The sequence below is a fragment of the Planococcus sp. 11815 genome, from assembly GCF_051096385.1.
Classification (GTDB): domain Bacteria; phylum Bacillota; class Bacilli; order Bacillales_A; family Planococcaceae; genus Planococcus; species Planococcus citreus.
Map to the genome: position 1 here is coordinate 1212794 of NZ_CP096991.1, position 16578 is coordinate 1229371.

Consider the following 16578-nt stretch of genomic DNA (forward strand, 5'->3'; position numbering starts at 1 on the left):
AATAGGAAGAAACTCGATAAACAGAATATTGCGAATTTAAAAAAGTGTACACAAAAAACACTTGCTGAAAGAAGGACTCTCTATCCAACAAGTGTTTTTTGGAAGATGTTAGGAGTGTTTCAGCTCTTGTTCCAAGAGCACATCTTCGAAATCCTGGTCCGGTTGTTTTTTTGTATACCAGAGGAAAACGAAGGCGAAAACGAATAATGATCCGGTTACAACGAAGACGGAAGAAATTCCGATAAACCCACTGACGATACCGCCGAACATCGGGCCGACGATATTGCCGAGAAAGCGGAAGCTGGTGTTATAGCCCATCACTTCGCCTTGGATATCGATTGGCGCTTCGCGGCGCATCAGGGCAGTCGTTGTTGGAATCATGCCGCCGACCGCTACACCGAAGAACAAGCGCAGAACGATCAGCTGCCAAAGCTCGGTGACAAAGGCTTGCGGGATGATGAACAAGAATGCGAGCAGCAACAGCAAGCCGAGAATCTTCTCATAACCGACCGAATCCCCGAGCCGTCCCCAGAGCCTAGCGAACAGCAAATTGCCGACGCCCGTCGCGCTGAACGTGACACCTGCGAGAAAGGCCACTTGGGCGGTCCCTTCCGTCAATTCCGCCACATACAAAGACAATAAGGGCTGGATGCTGAAATTGCCGATTTGGATCAAAGCGGTGATGATCATGACATTCAGCAGCAAGCGGTGATGCAAGATGCCCTGGATCACGGTGCTGCGCGCATAGACATGGGCATCTTTTCGTTTCGGCTTGCGGATTTCCTTCAGCCCGAAGACAACGAATAATGCGGCGATGCCAATGATCGTAGCAGTGATGAGGAACGTATAAGTGAAGCCGAACGCATCGGCCATCAAGCCACCGAGCACCGGCCCGAACAAGGTACCCGACACGCTGCCCATTTGAAGCGTACCGAGCGTTTTGCCGGCCGTCTCCTTAGATGTTTGGGAACTGACGAATGCGAGTGAGGTCGGGATAAAGCCTGTAACGACGCCCATGAATAAGCGGATCATGAACAAGCCAAGGACGGAGTCAGCCGTCCCCATCAGAAAGATGCTGGTGGCAATCCCGAAGCCGTTGATGATCAAAATCGGCTTGAAGCCGTATTTGTCGGCGATGCGCCCCCATACCGGCGACATGAACAACGCAGCAACAAAAGTCACGCCGAACACCAACCCTGACCAGCGCTGAACATACTCATCCGAAAAACTGCCAAGCGATTCAATGTACAGCGACAAAAACGGCATGATCATCGTCGTACTGCCGGCGACCAGGAAATTGGTGAACATGATGATGTAAAAGTTTCTTTTTTGAGTATCCAGTTGGAACCCCTTCTTTCTGAAAACCAAAACTCTTCCTATATTATATAATAGTTCGTTACCCGAAAAAAGCGGAATAAATTACCACTGTATTCTGAATTATTCTATGCTAGAATAAAGCGGGGTGAAACGAAATGAAAAAAACTTTATGGTCAGTAATGCTCCTGTTCTCTGTCGTTGCGTTAGCAGCATGCGGCAGCTCGGGAGAACAACAGGAAAAAGGCGGAACAGAGCCTGCTTCAACAGAAGAAGTGCAAGGCTATCCGCAACTTGAACCAGGTATAACGGAAGAAACGGTTGTAGATCTGAATACATCAGAAGGCACGATCCGTATCCGCCTATTCCCTGAAATCGCACCAAAAGCAGTAGAGAATTTCCTGGGGCATGCCGAATCTGGTTATTATGACGGCGTTATTTTCCACCGCGTCATAGAAGATTTCATGTTGCAGACCGGTGACCCGACCGGCACAGGAGGCGGGGGCGAAAGCATTTACGGCGAGCCTTTCGAAGATGAATTCAGCGACAAACTATTCAATTTCCGCGGTGCTTTGTCGATGGCAAATGCTGGGCCGGGAACGAACGGCAGCCAGTTCTTTATCGTGCAGGCAAAAGAAATAAAAGAAGGAAGTGCCTCTGATTACCCGGAAGAAATCACGGCAGCTTACGAAGAAATGGGCGGAACGCCTTGGCTTGACGGGATGCATACAGTCTTCGGGCAGGTCGATGAAGGCATGGATGTCGTCGACAAAATCGCAGCTGTCGAAAAAGGCGCAAATGATAAACCGCTTGAAGACATCGTCATCGAATCGATCGATATCATCGAGCAATAAGAAAAAGCTATCGCAGCGGGCGATAGCTTTTTTCTTTTTTCCAAACATTTCAACGGAGTGCGCGGATGACTCGGCTGACACCATCTTCTAAGGTCTGTGTTGGGCACGCGATATTCATTCGCAAGAAACCGCGGCCGGCTTCGCCGTATTTTGATCCCGGCTCAAGCGCCACTTTTCCTTTTTCGAGCAGGCGTTTCATCACTTCGTCTTCGGTGAAACCGAGCGCCCGGTAATCGATCCACAATAAGTATGTCGATTGCGGTCTGCGAATCTTCAAGCCAGGCAATTCGCGTTCGAGCCGTTCCAACGCATAATCAATATGGTGTGCTAACACTTCGAGCAATTCATTCAGCCACGGTTCACCTTGTTCGTATGCGGCTTTCCATGCAACAGGCGCAAATGCATTTAGAGAACCAGTGCCGTGCGCTTGCATATGCTGTTCCAAACGAGAGCGTTTATCGGAATCGGGAGAAACGATCATCGCCGCTTGAATTCCTGCCAGGTTAAACGTTTTTGTCGGGGCGATGCATGTGAAGATGCGGTTTCGCTCGCTGCCGGCAACCGACAGGAGAGGGGTATGGGTTTCCCCAGCATGGATTAAGTCACTATGGATTTCATCCGAAAGAATCAACACATCATGGCGTGTGCATAACTGGACGATGTTCTCTAATTCAGTCGGTGTCCACAATTTGCCGCCGGGATTATGCGGATTACACAAAATAAACAACTGTGCTTTTTCGAGCTTGGCTTCAAAATCAACCCAATCGATGGTGTACTCGCCATCTTGCTCTGTCAATTCGGAGTACAGGACTCCGCGCCCAAGATTTTTAGGGATGGAGAAAAATGGCGGATAGACAGGCGGTGTTACCAGTACGTGATCTCCAATGTCGGTAAAGACGTCGATGATACTTGCCATGGCTGGGATAACCCCTTGATGAAACAGCATCCAATCCGTTTGGACGATTAAGCCATGCCGCTTTTCCAGCCAGTCCGCGGCTGCTGTTTTACATTCTTCGCATATGTATGAATAACCGAAAATCGGATGTTCCAATCGTTCTCGCAAAGCGTCAGTCACTGGAGGCGGCGCCGGGAAATCCATATCCGCAACCCACATCGGCAATATGCCGGATGCATCCTGGATTCCATAGACTGACTCCATCCGCCCCCATTTCACCGAACGGCTGTCCCGCCGGTCATGTGTTTGTTCGAACAAATTCAAAGCAATCTCCTCATTTCTTTTTGGTTTCTATGATATTATAGCTGTTAACGATACAGGAATGATAGGTGAAAACGAATGGATACGGTGGACATGGATAAAAGAGCGCTGAGGATTATGGAAGGGTGGGACCCATTTTCTGTCGGCACTGGCGAGTACAATACAGAAGCGAATGATGTCATCGACAGGCTGCACGATATCGACCATCCATCAGATTTAGCGAAAGCGATCCAAGGCATTTACGAATCAAGCTTCAAGCAATGGATTCCGTTGGAGAAATGCGTGGAAGTCTCCTATAAGCTATTGGCTGTAAAGTATGAAGCAAAACACATCATTTGAAAAAAGCCAAAATAAAAAAGCTCCGGCACAGTGCCGAAGCTTTTTTATTTTGGTGTTTCCAGTCCGTCAAGCAAGTTGGAAGCAGGTACTTCGAGTGCATTTGATAGCACAAGGATCGTTTGGACGGACGGTACTTCTTCGCCGCTTTCATAGGATTCAAGGCGCGCTGTGCCGATGCGTGTCTTTAAAGACAAGTCATCAAGCGACAAATTGCGTTCTTCCCGCAGCATTTTCAATTGGGTGTGCAAATCTTTTTTCAAAGTCATACACTCCTTTTCTTAAAGACTTCCTTCTAGCTCTATCATACCACGACGGAACGTTTTCTTACATATAGAGTTGTGGCATTTTTCGAACAATGAGATCACGAAAAGATATCGATGATGCCGTTGATGAAGACGACGATGATGGCGGCTGGCGCAACATAACGCACAAGCACACGCCACACTTCCACCCACTTCTGTTGCTGTGTTAATTCATTATGTGCATCTTTATTGGTCAGCACATATCCTGCAAACAGTGAGATGAACAATGCGCCGAGCGGCAAGCCGATGCGGCTCGTCAAGATATCCACGAAGTCAAAGAACGTATAGCCGAAGAAAACGGGCTCGCTCATGACGCCGAACGACAAGGCGCTCGGAATGCCGACTACAAAGATCGCCAAGCCGATAATGAATGCCAGACGGCGGCGGCGGTCGTATTTATTCTTCACGGCGATCGAGACGGTAATCTCAAGCATCGAAATGGATGAAGTCAAAGTCGCGAACAATAAGAGGATGAAGAAAATGATGATTAGGAATTGGCCCATGAACAATTGGTCAAAAATGGCCGGCAAGATAATGAAGACAAGGCCTGGCCCCTGATCCGGCAAGTAATCAAGTGCAAATACTGCAGGGAAGATGATCAATCCGGCCATGATGGAAATGACGATGTTCAAAGTCACAACGCTTACAGCTGAACGCGTCAAATTCTCGGATTTCTTGAGGTAAGATGCATAAGTGATCATTCCGGCAACACCGACACTCAAGGAGAAGAACGCTTGCCCGAGAGCGACAAGTGCCGTTTCGAAATTGAAGAACGACCAGTCAGGCACGAACATAAAGCGGACGCCTTCCATTGCCCCGTCAAGTGTCAATGAACGGATCATCAAGATGACGAAGAAGATGAGCAAGGCCGGCATCATGATTTTGCTGGCGCGTTCAATGCCGGCCTTGATGCCGCCTTGGACGATCCAGATGGTTAGTCCCATGAACGCCGCTTGTGCGATCAGCACTTCCCATGGATTGCTGATAATGCCGCCGAACAACTCGGCAAAATCTGCATCGCCTAGCCCCGACAGTTGCAAAGTAACAGCGCGTACGAGATACGATAGCACCCAGCCGCCGACTACACTGTAAAAGGAAAGGATTAGGAAAGAAAAAATAAATCCGGACCAGCCAATTAAATACCACGGCTTTCCGGGTGCTTGTTTTTTGAGTCCGCTGACGGCATCTGCCTGTCCGCGGCGCCCGATAACGAATTCAGCAAGCAAAATCGGCAAGCCGATCAAGACAGTGCTCAGGATGAACAGCAAGATAAACACGCTGCCCCCGTTCGCGCCGGTTTCGTATGGGAACTTCCAGATCGCCCCGAGGCCGATTGCACTGCCGGCTGCTGCGAGTATGAAACCGATCTTGGACGTCCATTGTTCACGTGCTTTCATAATTGGTTCCTCCTAAATCGATTAGATTTCACTATTTTACACGAGCCTCCCAGAAAAAAATAGAATTATTTAAAAATGCATTGAATTTCTTCTGTATAATAGAAATAAAAGGAAATTCACGAGAAAGAGAGCTGATGGAGAGATGGATGAAAACAGCAATCCAGTAAGCGGGAATAGTCGAAACGAGGAACAGGACATGGCCCAACTGATAGAAGAGCTCAGGCGATTTGCTTATCAAAATGGCATGGCGGCCGAACAGACGGATATCTTTACTAGGCAGGTCCAGGAACGTGCAGGCAAAATGGATACTAAGGACGACCCGAAAATAAAACTCTATCGTGCCGCTGCAAAGCAATTAGCGCAATTTCCCGATCTGCAAAACGACGGCAGCTTGATTGGCTTCCAAGAAGACCGGGAAAGCCATTTGGCGCTGCAATCACTTCCGGTCAATAAGCGCATGGCAGTTGTTCTCCATTTAGTAAACGGCCTTGAAATATCTTTCGCTTCACGAGCGCTGCAACTGGAAGAACAAGAGATGCTCGGTTACATAGACAGCGCAAAAAGCGAGTTAGCGAAAACATTGGCCATAGAAGATCAGCAAGAACTGACGAAGCGGCTCGAATTCCTGGACAAATCCATCAAGCGGGTCAAGCTTCCAGATCGTGAAGCACCGATTGAAGAAAGCCCAGCTGCTGACGAACAGCAAAAAGAGCAAGCGCCAAAAGTGAAAAAACCGGCCATCTGGCTCGTCGCAACATCGATTGCTTTGCTTGCCGGAGTCGTTGGGGCATCCTTTTTCTTCGACAGCTTCAGCCTGCCATCCGCCTCGGAAGCATCAGAAGGGCAGCTGACGCAGGAAATGGCAGATGAGATGGAACAGCAATACGAGGGAACGAGAGAAAATGCCAAACAACGCCTAGGGGCGGAAGAAAGGCAATTTGCGGAGTTTACCTTTGTAGCTAACGCCGATCAAGAAAAAGACGAACTGTTCAGCCGGAGCGAGCTGCAGCAACACAAAGACGACGCGGAACTTTTCACTCAACAGATGGAAGAATTGATTTGGATGATCGAAACGCCGAAAGGAATGGGCGAATCCTTGGCAAACTCAGGCCATATGCCAATCGATGAAATGGACCGTTTTATGGAACTATATTTGATGAAAACAAATGAACTGCAGGATTTTGCAGAAAACATTTTAAAAGATAACGAAGAACAATTACCCGCTGCATCCGAACATTATGGCGAGCCGCAATTATTAATAGAAGATATCCCGGACGCATCTGCTGAACTGGAGCAATTGCTTGCTGCATGGCCAGAATACAGGTTGCGCTTCCGTCTGACAGATCCGGACAGGATGCATTTGTTGACGAAGGATATTGAACAGTTGCAGCAGCTTCCGCAATTCCAGACACATCCATTTGCAGGGATGTATCTACCATTGTTCATGTTCCACCCTTATTTCGATGAACAAGGCTGGCTGGTCGAGCCGAACCATCTGATTGGCGCATTCGACGCTATGCTTTATTTATTGATTGATGAACCAACGGACAGCGCTTTAAAAACTGAGATCGAAGTAATGTATGAGCAGATCTTCTGGCAAATCACCAAAGGTTCGGACAGGGAAATTTATGGAGGGGGCACCGTTAAGCCCGAAATCCGCAAACTTTGGAAGACGCTCTCCTCATACGACCCGTTGGCGGCGATCTTATTGCCGGTGATCGATGAAATGGAAGACAGCGGCTGGCAGCAATCCGACTCTTTGGACCGCTTGGAATACGGAGATAGTCTGGAGATGCTCAAGCTGGAACAGCAAGGGGAACTGAGTTCAACCTTGCCAAACGGTGATTTTCCATTAGAGTCGGAATTGGTAGACTTGGCGGATTTCGATTACGATCGTGTCAAGGAACTGTATGCGCGTTTCAAACAATCCTATGATATGGATTTGCTAGCCGGCGTGCAGCCGCTGGATGTTTACTTCCTTTATTTTTATGCGAACCAGGAGAAAGACCCGGAAACGATGTACCATCTGTTGGCGGACAGCAAACTTAAGCCAAGCCTGGAGCAGTATAGGGCAGAGTGGGAGCCGATTCCTGAATTGACGGAAAATGCGCTTTGGGTTGAAATCCAGCAAGAAATGATGCAGCGCATCTACAAGAAAGTGATGATCCAGCCGGCAGTGGCGTATGAAGAGCAGGATATCGGGTTCCGCCGGTCCAATCCGCTTCAGCCAGCTTTAGTAACGGAACAGGACCATATTTGGCTCGTTCAATACCAGCAGCAAGAATTCTCTCAAGCGCCGGATCCGGAGTTGCAGAAACAGGGCATGGAGGCGTATAAAGCATTGGCGAATCAAGAGAAACTGCCGAAAAATACGTCGCCGCTCGTTGTCACGTATGCCTTATTGCATGCGATCGAACAAGAGGACGCAGCGGTCGCTAATACCTTGCTGGCACCCGGAACCGAGGGCCAGAAAATCGAGTTTTGGCGCAATTTTGCCGGAAGTCATCAAGTCGCAGGTTTCGATAATTTGAGGTCAGTGTCATTCACGGCAGCGGATTTAAATATCGAAAATGAAGTGGATGCCAGTCTTGAAATCTTATATGAAATAGAGGGTGCCAGTGAATGGTACGAACATTTGAATATGAAGAAAACACCGGATGGCTGGCGCTTCGAGTTGTTTCCTAGTTACTGATTTTACTCTTATAAGGAACCTGTGCTATAATATACAGATGCCAATAGGTGTACAGTAATTTAGATAAAGACTAGGAGCGGTTAACTATGACAAAAACGTATCAAACAGGAGATAAAGTCTCCGGCAAAGTAACAGGAATCCAGCCATACGGTGCATTCGTTGCACTTGACGACCAAACACAAGGACTTGTCCACATTTCAGAAATTACGCACGGTTATGTGAAAGAAGTCAGCGAATACTTGTCTGTTGGACAGGAAGTAGACGTGAAAGTTTTGGACGTCGATACTAAATCGAAAAAAATCAGCTTGTCGATTCGCGCGTTGCAAGAACAGCCGCCGGCAGCTCAAAAAAGTGAAAAGCCGCGTCAATCTCTTCAGTCTCATGTGAACGAGAGCGACTCTGAAGGCTTCAACACTTTGAAAGACAAAATGCAGGAATGGATCAAACGTTCCGGCCAATAAGAACTCAATAAAACGCCCAATCGACATTACGTCGATTGGGCGTTTTTTTTGATCTTCCGCAGGCGGTATTGAAGATTCTGGCGGCTCATGCCGAGTGCTTGGGCTGCCTTTGTTACATTACCCCCGAAAAGGTCCATCGCTTTTTCCAAGTAATACATTTCCGCTTCTTGCAAATATTCCTCGAGCGGCAGTAAATCCTTATCGGAGCGGACCAGGAAATCTTCCGGCTGCAGCGACCCGCTTTGGGTTTTTAGCTTAAAGTGGTGCGGTAGCATGGAAGCTGTCACGACTTCCTGTGTCGTGACGAGTGATGTGATTTCATCCAACAGCAATTCGAGTTCTTTCAAGTTGCCCGGCCAGTCATAGCTGAGGAATAATTTTTCGACTTCATCCGACAAGGAACGGATGACCGACCCGACTTTCATGCGGTGCCTGGAGAAATAATCATCGACAAACGGCAGGATGTCTTCTTTCCTGCGGCGCAATGGTTCCACTTTGATGGTCATGGCCGAGAAGAAATAGTATAAATCTTTTACTAGAGTATTAGAAGAGATCAGCTCGACGGGATCGTCACCGACGCTCGCGACAAAATAGCAATCGCCTGCCGCATGCCGTTCGACGACTTCAAGCAATTGCATCTGCAAGGCGCGCGGCAACAAGTCAATGCGCTCACAATAAATCGTGCCATGCTGCATGCGTTCAATTTCCTTATCCAACTCGTCAATCAACCGGCTATCGGTGCCGTGGCAATACAAGATATGCATCGGAAGCTCGGAAGCATGAGCGGAATGGATCGCTTCCGCGAGAAGTTCTTTTCCGGTACCTGATTCTCCGACCAATAACACGGGCAATTTCGCGGCTGCAGCTTTTTCTGCACGGGCAATGATGTTTTGCATGCTCGCCGATACGGCAGTCAAGCTCGCGAACGTAATCGGTTCCTCGTATTTTTTTAATGGTTGGTAGATGACACGCTCTAAAGTCGTGACATCCCGTGCAAGTTCAATCGCTCCAATCAATTCGCCGTTCTCAAAGACTGGATAACTATCGTTGATGGTCGTAATCTCTTGGCCTTTACGGTTCCAGTACGTTTGTTTGATGTTTAATATTGGGGTGCCGCTCGTCAGTACTTGCAGCAAAGTGCTCTGTGTTTGGTCGAAACGGAACATTTCCAAAAGCGACCGGTCCGTTAATTCCTGAAAATCGAAGCCTTCGATTTCCCGCATCTTGCGGTTATATAAAATGGTCTTCCCTTTGCTGTCTATGGCGTGTAAACCTACAGCCACATGGTCTCCAGCGAATTTATAAAAAGGGGCCAAGTCTATTTGCGCATCGTTCATGGCCATCACTCCAAAATTTTTTTGACTTTTTAGATTAAAATACTTGAAAAACGCAATAATCTTTTGCATTATTATAAGTGGAAACAGATTAAGAGTGCAAATTTTTTTTGCGCTCGCTCAATTATAAGGAGGATTCCCAATGATTCCCTACAAACATGAACCATTCACAGATTTCTCGATCGAGGAGAATCGCAATGCATACTTGGAAGGCCTGAAAACGGTTGAAGGATACCTCGGCCAGGATTACCCGCTAATCATCGGCGGAGAACGCGTAACGACTGAAGACAAAATCGTTTCATTCAATCCGGCGGATAAAGAAGAAATCGTTGGGCGCGTCTCCAAATCAAATAAAGAACTCGCAGAAAAAGCTATGCAAGAAGCGGACGCTGCCTTTAAAACATGGAAAAAAGTGAAACCTGAAGTACGTGCAGATGTCTTGTTCAGAGCAGCAGCGATCATTCGCCGCCGTAAACATGAATTCTCTGCGCTACTTACTAAAGAAGCAGGCAAGCCATGGAATGAAGCAGATGCAGATACTGCAGAAGCAATCGATTTCCTAGAATACTACGGCCGCCAAATGCTGCGCCTAAAAGACGGCATGCCAATGGAAAGCCGTCCTGGCGAATACAACCGCTATGACTATATTCCACTCGGCGTCGGCGTTGTCATCTCTCCGTGGAATTTTGCATTCGCAATCATGGCGGGTACAACAGTTGCAGCGATGGTAGCAGGGAACACGGTTCTTTTGAAGCCAGCTTCAACAACCCCGGTTGTCGCTTATAAATTCATCGAAGTATTGGAAGAAGCGGGCATGCCTAAAGGCGTCGTCAACTATATTCCTGGACCGGGATCTGAAGTAGGCGACTATTTGGTCGACCACCCGAACACTCGCTTCATTTCATTCACAGGTTCAAAAGAAGTGGGCTTGCGCATCGCAGAACGTTCTTCGAAAGTGAATGAAGGCCAAATCTGGATGAAACGCCTAATCGCTGAAATGGGCGGCAAAAACACAATGGTCGTCGACAACAATGCAGACCTTGAGCTTGCAGCACAATCCATCGTCAAATCCGCTTTCGGCTTCAGTGGGCAGAAATGTTCTGCTGGATCACGTGCGGTCATCGTTGAAGATGTCTACGACGAAGTACTTGAGCGAGTAGTGGAATTGACAAATGAACTAACGATCGGCAACACAGTTGACCAATCGAACTTCATGGGTCCTGTCATTGACGGAAACTCATATAAAAAAATCATGGATTACATTGAAATCGGCAAAGGCGAAGGCCGCCTAGTTGCTGGTGGAGATGGCGACGATTCCACAGGATTCTTCGTGAACCCAACGGTTTTCGCTGACTTGGATCCACAAGCCCGCATCATGCAAGAAGAAATCTTCGGGCCGGTTGTTGGATTGATGAAAGCAAAAGACTTCAAAGAAGCGATTGATATCGCCAACAACACAGAATACGGCTTGACTGGCGGCGTCATCACCAACAACCGTGAACACCTCGAGTATGCGCGCGACGAGTTCCATGTCGGCAACTTGTACTTTAACCGCGGCTGCACAGGCGCAATCGTAGGTTATCAGTCATTCGGCGGATTCAACATGTCCGGTACCGATTCAAAAGCAGGCGGGCCAGACTACTTGGTTCTTCATATGCAAGCACAAACAACTTCTGAGATGTTTTAATTATTCACTTAATGGTATAATGATGCACAAAAGGCAGACTCCGTGTCTGCCTTTTTTTAAAAAAGGTTCCGTTAAGCGCATACATCTATGAGTAGTGCCACATCGCCTTAAGAGCTCAGCGGGTCTACCCTTAACTAAAAGGAGGAATTTGGAATGACACAAACACAGTCAATCATTGAAAAAACAGAACAGTACGGGGCAAAGAACTACCATCCACTACCAATCGTCATCTCGAAAGCGGAAGGTGTATGGGTGACGGATCCGGAAGGCAATAAATTCATGGATATGCTGTCTGCCTATTCAGCAGTGAACCAAGGCCACCGCCATCCGAAAATCATCCAGGCTTTGAAAGACCAAGCTGATCGGGTGACTTTGACGTCGCGCGCTTTCCACAATGACCAATTGGCGCCGTGGTATGAAATGATCTGCAAGATTTCAGGGAAAGAAATGGCTTTGCCGATGAACACGGGAGCGGAAGCTGTCGAAACTGCAATCAAAGCTGCCCGCCGCTGGGCATACGACGTTAAAGGCGTTGAAGAAAACAAAGCAGAAATCATTGCATGCGAAGGCAACTTCCATGGCCGTACGATGACTGCTGTTTCACTTTCATCTGACCCAGAATACCGCAGAGGCTTCGGCCCGATGCTTCCTGGCATCAACATCGTACCGTTTGGTGATTTGGAAGCATTGAAAAATGCCATTACGCCAAACACTGCAGCCTTCCTCATCGAGCCGATCCAAGGCGAAGCCGGGATCATCATGCCGCCAAAAGGCTTCTTAAAAGCAGCGCGCGAACTTTGCCGCGAAAACAATGTTTTGTTCATCGCTGACGAAATCCAGTGTGGCCTTGCACGTACCGGTAAAATGTTCGCTTGCGAATGGGAAGATGTAGATCCGGATATGTACATTCTCGGTAAAGCACTTGGAGGCGGAGTATTCCCGATTTCTTGTGTCGTCGCGGACAATGAAGTGCTCGGCGTATTCAATCCAGGTTCACACGGCTCCACTTTCGGCGGCAACCCACTAGCATGTGCCGTATCCATTGCTTCCATGCAAGTCATCCAAGACGAAAACCTTACAGGGCGTTCTCAGGAACTCGGCACTTACTTCATGGATGAACTGAAAAAACTCGACCATCCTGTAATCAAAGAAGTACGCGGACGCGGCTTATTTATCGGAATGGAATTGACTGAAGCTGCGCGTCCTTACTGCGAACAGCTGAAAGAACTCGGGCTTTTGTGCAAAGAAACGCATGATACAGTCATCCGTTTTGCACCGCCATTGATTATCACGAAAGAAGAGCTAGACTGGGCACTAGAGCGTATTCACCAAGTGTTCACAAAATAACAATCGATGTGGCAAATGGAAGTTTGCCATGTTACACTAGATGCGAGTAATTACTAAAATACAAAGAGGCGAAACTAAACAATGGCTGAAAACTTGAACTTGTTGACGTCAACGCAGGATGTCATTAAAATTGCATTGGATAAACTTGGATACGAAGATTCGATGTATGAACTTCTGAAGGAACCGATGCGGATCTTGGAAGTGCGTATCCCGATCCGGATGGACGATGGGAAAACCAAAGTGTTCACGGGATTCCGCGCGCAGCATAACGACGCTGTCGGCCCGACTAAAGGGGGAGTCCGATTCCACCCTGATGTGAACCGCGACGAGGTTATCGCGCTTTCCATGTGGATGACATTGAAATGCGGAATCGTGGACTTGCCATACGGCGGCGGTAAAGGCGGCATCATTTGCGACCCGCGCGAAATGTCCATGCACGAAATCGAAAAGCTGAGCCGTGGCTATGTACGCGCCATTAGCCAGATTGTCGGACCGAACAAGGACATCCCTGCGCCGGATGTATTCACAAACTCGCAAATCATGGCCTGGATGTTCGACGAATACAGCAAGATTGACGAATTCAACTCACCAGGATTCATTACAGGTAAGCCGATTGTGCTGGGCGGCTCACAAGGCCGTGACAAAGCAACTGCACAAGGCGTTACGATCGTGATCAATGAAGCGGCGAAAAAACGCGGACTTGACATGAAAGGCGCACGCGTCGTTATCCAAGGATTCGGCAACGCAGGCAGCTTCTTGGCGAAGTTCCTTCACGATGCAGGAGCCAAAGTTGTTGGTATTTCCGATGCTTACGGTGCACTGCACGACCCAGAAGGTTTGGATATCGATTACCTTCTCGACCGTCGCGACAGCTTCGGTACCGTTACAACGCTTTTCGACAATACCATCACCAATAAAGAATTGTTCGAAATCGACTGTGATATCCTGGTGCCGGCGGCAATCGCCAACCAGATCACAGAAGAAAATGCACACGATATCAAAGCTTCTATCGTAGTCGAAGCTGCAAACGGGCCAACAACGGCTGAAGCAACGAAGATCTTGACAGATCGCGGAATCTTGCTGGTCCCTGATGTGCTTGCGAGTTCAGGCGGTGTTACAGTTTCTTACTTTGAATGGGTGCAGAATAACCAAGGTTATTACTGGACGCAGGAAGAAGTTGACGAGAAGCTCGAGAAGAAATTGGTGGAAGCTTTTGAGAACGTATACAATGTAGCCACTAACCGCAATATCGACATGCGCCTTGCCGCTTATATGGTCGGTGCAAGAAGAACTGCAGAAGCCTCACGCTTCCGTGGATGGGTATAAAAAACAACCGCTCGGCTGATGCCGAGCGGTTTTCTTATGCTCAATGTTTTGCATTTTCAGGATTGAAAATTCATAATGAAATCTGAACGTATATCGGAGGAGGAGATTAAATGAACGCATTTTCTTTCTATAACCCAGTCAAATTGATTTTTGGCAAAGGGCAATTGGAAGCATTGAAAAACGAAGTGCCGAATTATGGCAAAAAAGTATTGGTCGTATACGGCGGAGGCAGCATCAAGAAAAACGGCCTTTACGACGAAGTTATGGCCACGCTAAATGACATGGGCGTCGAAATCCATGAACTTTCTGGCGTTGAGCCAAACCCGCGCCTTTCAACAGCAAAACGCGGAATTGAAATCTGCAAAAAAGAGAATATCGATATGCTGCTGGCAGTTGGCGGCGGTTCTGTCATCGATTGCACGAAACTCATTGCAGCCGGAGCTAAGTACGATGGCGATGCATGGGATTTTGTTACACGCAAAGCAACGCCTGAAGAAGTATTACCATTCGGAACAGTTTTGACGTTGGCAGCAACAGGCTCTGAAATGAACGCCGGTTCTGTTATTACGAATGAAGAAACAGAAGAGAAATACGGATGGGGCAGCCCACTGACATTCCCGAAATTCTCTATTTTGGATCCAACATACACGAAATCCGTGCCACGCGACCACACAGTATACGGCGTAGTGGATATGATGTCGCATATGTTCGAACAGTATTACCACAATGCAACGAATACACCGGTACAGGACCAGATGATCGAGGGCGTGTTGCGAGCAGTAATCGAAACAGCTCCGAAGCTCATGGAAGACCTCGAAAGCTACGAGCACCGTGAAACGATTCTTTTTGCTGGAACTATGGGGCTTAACAACTTCCTGCAAATGGGCTATAACGGAGACTGGGCATCGCATAATATTGAGCATGCGGTCTCTGCGATTTATGACATTCCACATGCAGGCGGCTTGGCGATTCTATTCCCGCAATGGATGCGCCACAATGTACCAGTCAATCCAGCGCGATTTGCACAGATGGCTACCCGCGTGTTCGGAGTCGACCCGTCAAACAAATCTGAAGAACAAATCGCAAACGAAGGAATCGACCGTCTCGTCGAATTCTGGACGTCGATTGGGGCTCCAAGTAGCCTGAAAGATTACGACATCGATGATTCCCGTTTCTCGGACATCGTTGACAAAACATTAGTCTATGGCGAGTTCGGCAATTTCAATAAATTGAACGGGGAAGATGTAGAAAAAATTCTACAAGCTTCGCTATAATATAGAAAAAATCCCGATGCATAAGGCATCGGGATTTTTTTATTCGGGTTTCTTCAATGAATCTCGGGGCGCTTACTTACATGCACCCAGTGTTTTTCCCCATCATCTGCATCGAGTGAGACGATGACATCATCGACGCTAGGCTGGCTCAAAATAAGTTCAGCCAAACGGTTCTGCAACTCGTCCGCTTCTTTGACGGTTAGGTTAGGGTCAACCTCTACCAAAGTTTCAACGTGGAGAAATTCACCCTCTTTAACTACTTCCAATTCACGGATATCTTTGACAGAAGGACGTTCAGAAAGAAGGTGTGCAATGTGATTGACCATCTGTTCATCTGTTTCCCCAATGACACCACGTGCATTATCCAAGAAGATTTTCGTCACGACATAGAACATCATGAAGCCGATTGCAATGGATGCCGCCCCTTCAATTTGCAGGAATCCAGTATAGTGTGCGATCAAAACAGCAACTAGGGCCAGCAAACCACCAGAAGTTGCGACTAAGTCTTCTAAGAAAACCAGTTTTGTAGCTGGCTTTGCACGGTTTAAATGGGTAAAACTTGTAGTAAGTGGAGCAAGTGCTCCCCCTTTCACGCCAGCTTCATGCAGAACTTCTTTACCAGCTTTGTAAAGTACAAACAACTCAAGTAAAATTGCGATTGATAGAACAACAACGCTGATAATAAAGCCTTCTGCTTCCATCGGGTGCAACATTTGGTGCCAGCCCTCACGAATGGTTTCATAAGCCATGATTCCTACAATTAAAACGGCTGCAAGCAAAACTAAGTTTAACAGGCGACCAAAACCATTGGGAAACCTTTTGGTTGGGGCTTTTTTCGATAATGCAGAGCCAATGAAAACAAAATACTGGTTCGCTGCGTCACCGATCGAGTGCATCGTTTCTGCGAACATGGCAACATTTCCGGTAAAAGTAAAGGCGACGCCTTTCATAATAGCAATAAACGTATTGATAAGTGCTGCATAAAGAGATGGTTTATTTCCTCCCTTTAACAATCCGAAAAATTCTCCCAAAAAA

Annotated in this window: 14 protein-coding genes; 8 read left to right on the plus strand and 6 right to left on the minus strand. The window is 47.6% G+C overall.

Annotated features, from left to right (window positions below; genetic code table 11):
* Positions 1-108: 108 nt before the first annotated feature.
* The gene (locus tag M1Q06_RS06190; RefSeq protein WP_121301120.1) at positions 109-1341 is read right to left on the minus strand and encodes an MFS transporter; all 1233 of its coding nucleotides are present in this window, start codon (positions 1339-1341) and stop codon (positions 109-111) included.
* 131 nt (positions 1342-1472) lie between these two features.
* On the opposite strand from M1Q06_RS06190, the gene M1Q06_RS06195 reads away from it, so the two are divergent.
* Entirely contained in the window at positions 1473-2168 is a 696-nt protein-coding gene (locus M1Q06_RS06195) for a peptidylprolyl isomerase (protein WP_434402273.1), read from the plus strand.
* A 49-nt stretch (positions 2169-2217) separates the two neighbouring features.
* On the opposite strand, the gene M1Q06_RS06200 is transcribed toward M1Q06_RS06195, so the two are convergent.
* Positions 2218-3381 carry a MalY/PatB family protein gene (locus M1Q06_RS06200; protein ID WP_434402275.1) on the minus strand — a complete coding sequence of 388 codons (1164 nt, stop codon included), beginning with the start codon at positions 3379-3381 and terminating at the stop codon, positions 2218-2220.
* 81 nt (positions 3382-3462) lie between these two features.
* Here M1Q06_RS06200 and M1Q06_RS06205 point away from each other — a divergent pair, with 81 nt between their 5' ends.
* The gene (locus tag M1Q06_RS06205; RefSeq protein WP_121301104.1) at positions 3463-3723 is read left to right on the plus strand and encodes a DUF1871 family protein; all 261 of its coding nucleotides are present in this window, start codon (positions 3463-3465) and stop codon (positions 3721-3723) included.
* Positions 3724-3767: 44 nt separating this feature from the next.
* Here the strand turns inward: M1Q06_RS06205 and M1Q06_RS06210 are convergent, their stop codons facing one another.
* Both M1Q06_RS06210 and M1Q06_RS06215 read right to left on the minus strand, forming a co-directional pair.
* Entirely contained in the window at positions 3768-3983 is a 216-nt protein-coding gene (locus M1Q06_RS06210; protein ID WP_175578541.1) for a helix-turn-helix domain-containing protein, read from the minus strand.
* 101 nt (positions 3984-4084) lie between these two features.
* Positions 4085-5422 carry a sodium-dependent transporter gene (locus M1Q06_RS06215; protein WP_121301105.1) on the minus strand — a complete coding sequence of 446 codons (1338 nt, stop codon included), beginning with the start codon at positions 5420-5422 and terminating at the stop codon, positions 4085-4087.
* Positions 5423-5618: 196 nt separating this feature from the next.
* Between M1Q06_RS06215 and M1Q06_RS06220 the strand changes: the two genes are divergently transcribed.
* Entirely contained in the window at positions 5619-8114 is a 2496-nt protein-coding gene (locus M1Q06_RS06220; protein WP_434402278.1) for a hypothetical protein, read from the plus strand.
* Positions 8115-8200: 86 nt separating this feature from the next.
* Positions 8201-8575, plus strand: a complete 375-nt coding sequence (gene yugI, locus M1Q06_RS06225; RefSeq protein WP_121301107.1) for a S1 domain-containing post-transcriptional regulator GSP13 — start codon at positions 8201-8203, stop codon at positions 8573-8575.
* 26 nt (positions 8576-8601) lie between these two features.
* Here the strand turns inward: yugI and M1Q06_RS06230 are convergent, their stop codons facing one another.
* Positions 8602-9912, minus strand: coding sequence for a sigma 54-interacting transcriptional regulator (locus M1Q06_RS06230; protein WP_434402280.1), 1311 nt, complete (start codon positions 9910-9912; stop codon positions 8602-8604).
* A 139-nt stretch (positions 9913-10051) separates the two neighbouring features.
* Between M1Q06_RS06230 and pruA the strand changes: the two genes are divergently transcribed.
* The 4 genes from pruA to M1Q06_RS06250 all read left to right on the plus strand — a co-directional run bounded on the left by pruA (position 10052) and on the right by M1Q06_RS06250 (position 15543).
* A complete protein-coding gene (gene pruA, locus M1Q06_RS06235) occupies positions 10052-11596 on the plus strand; it encodes an L-glutamate gamma-semialdehyde dehydrogenase (RefSeq protein WP_121301109.1) in 1545 nt (514 codons plus the stop codon).
* A gap of 153 nt (positions 11597-11749) precedes the next feature.
* Entirely contained in the window at positions 11750-12943 is a 1194-nt protein-coding gene (locus tag M1Q06_RS06240; RefSeq protein ID WP_121301110.1) for an ornithine--oxo-acid transaminase, read from the plus strand.
* A gap of 81 nt (positions 12944-13024) precedes the next feature.
* The gene (locus tag M1Q06_RS06245) at positions 13025-14269 is read left to right on the plus strand and encodes a Glu/Leu/Phe/Val family dehydrogenase (protein WP_058381172.1); all 1245 of its coding nucleotides are present in this window, start codon (positions 13025-13027) and stop codon (positions 14267-14269) included.
* 110 nt (positions 14270-14379) lie between these two features.
* Complete coding sequence (locus M1Q06_RS06250) at positions 14380-15543, plus strand: iron-containing alcohol dehydrogenase (protein WP_058381171.1); 1164 nt, start codon at positions 14380-14382, stop codon at positions 15541-15543.
* 53 nt (positions 15544-15596) lie between these two features.
* Here the strand turns inward: M1Q06_RS06250 and M1Q06_RS06255 are convergent, their stop codons facing one another.
* Positions 15597-16574, minus strand: a complete 978-nt coding sequence (locus M1Q06_RS06255) for a cation diffusion facilitator family transporter (protein ID WP_434402284.1) — start codon at positions 16572-16574, stop codon at positions 15597-15599.
* Between the last annotated feature and the right edge of the window lie 4 nt (positions 16575-16578).

Coding starts and splice junctions, on each gene's coding strand:
- M1Q06_RS06195 (WP_434402273.1), top strand. CDS start 1,473: ATGAAAAAAACTTTATGGTCAGTAATGCTCCTGTTCTCTGTCGTTGCG.
- M1Q06_RS06205 (WP_121301104.1), top strand. CDS start 3,463: ATGGATACGGTGGACATGGATAAAAGAGCGCTGAGGATTATGGAAGGG.
- M1Q06_RS06215 (WP_121301105.1), bottom strand. CDS start 5,422: ATGAAAGCACGTGAACAATGGACGTCCAAGATCGGTTTCATACTCGCA.
- M1Q06_RS06220 (WP_434402278.1), top strand. CDS start 5,619: ATGGCCCAACTGATAGAAGAGCTCAGGCGATTTGCTTATCAAAATGGC.
- yugI (WP_121301107.1), top strand. CDS start 8,201: ATGACAAAAACGTATCAAACAGGAGATAAAGTCTCCGGCAAAGTAACA.
- M1Q06_RS06230 (WP_434402280.1), bottom strand. CDS start 9,912: ATGAACGATGCGCAAATAGACTTGGCCCCTTTTTATAAATTCGCTGGA.
- pruA (WP_121301109.1), top strand. CDS start 10,052: ATGATTCCCTACAAACATGAACCATTCACAGATTTCTCGATCGAGGAG.
- M1Q06_RS06240 (WP_121301110.1), top strand. CDS start 11,750: ATGACACAAACACAGTCAATCATTGAAAAAACAGAACAGTACGGGGCA.
- M1Q06_RS06245 (WP_058381172.1), top strand. CDS start 13,025: ATGGCTGAAAACTTGAACTTGTTGACGTCAACGCAGGATGTCATTAAA.
- M1Q06_RS06250 (WP_058381171.1), top strand. CDS start 14,380: ATGAACGCATTTTCTTTCTATAACCCAGTCAAATTGATTTTTGGCAAA.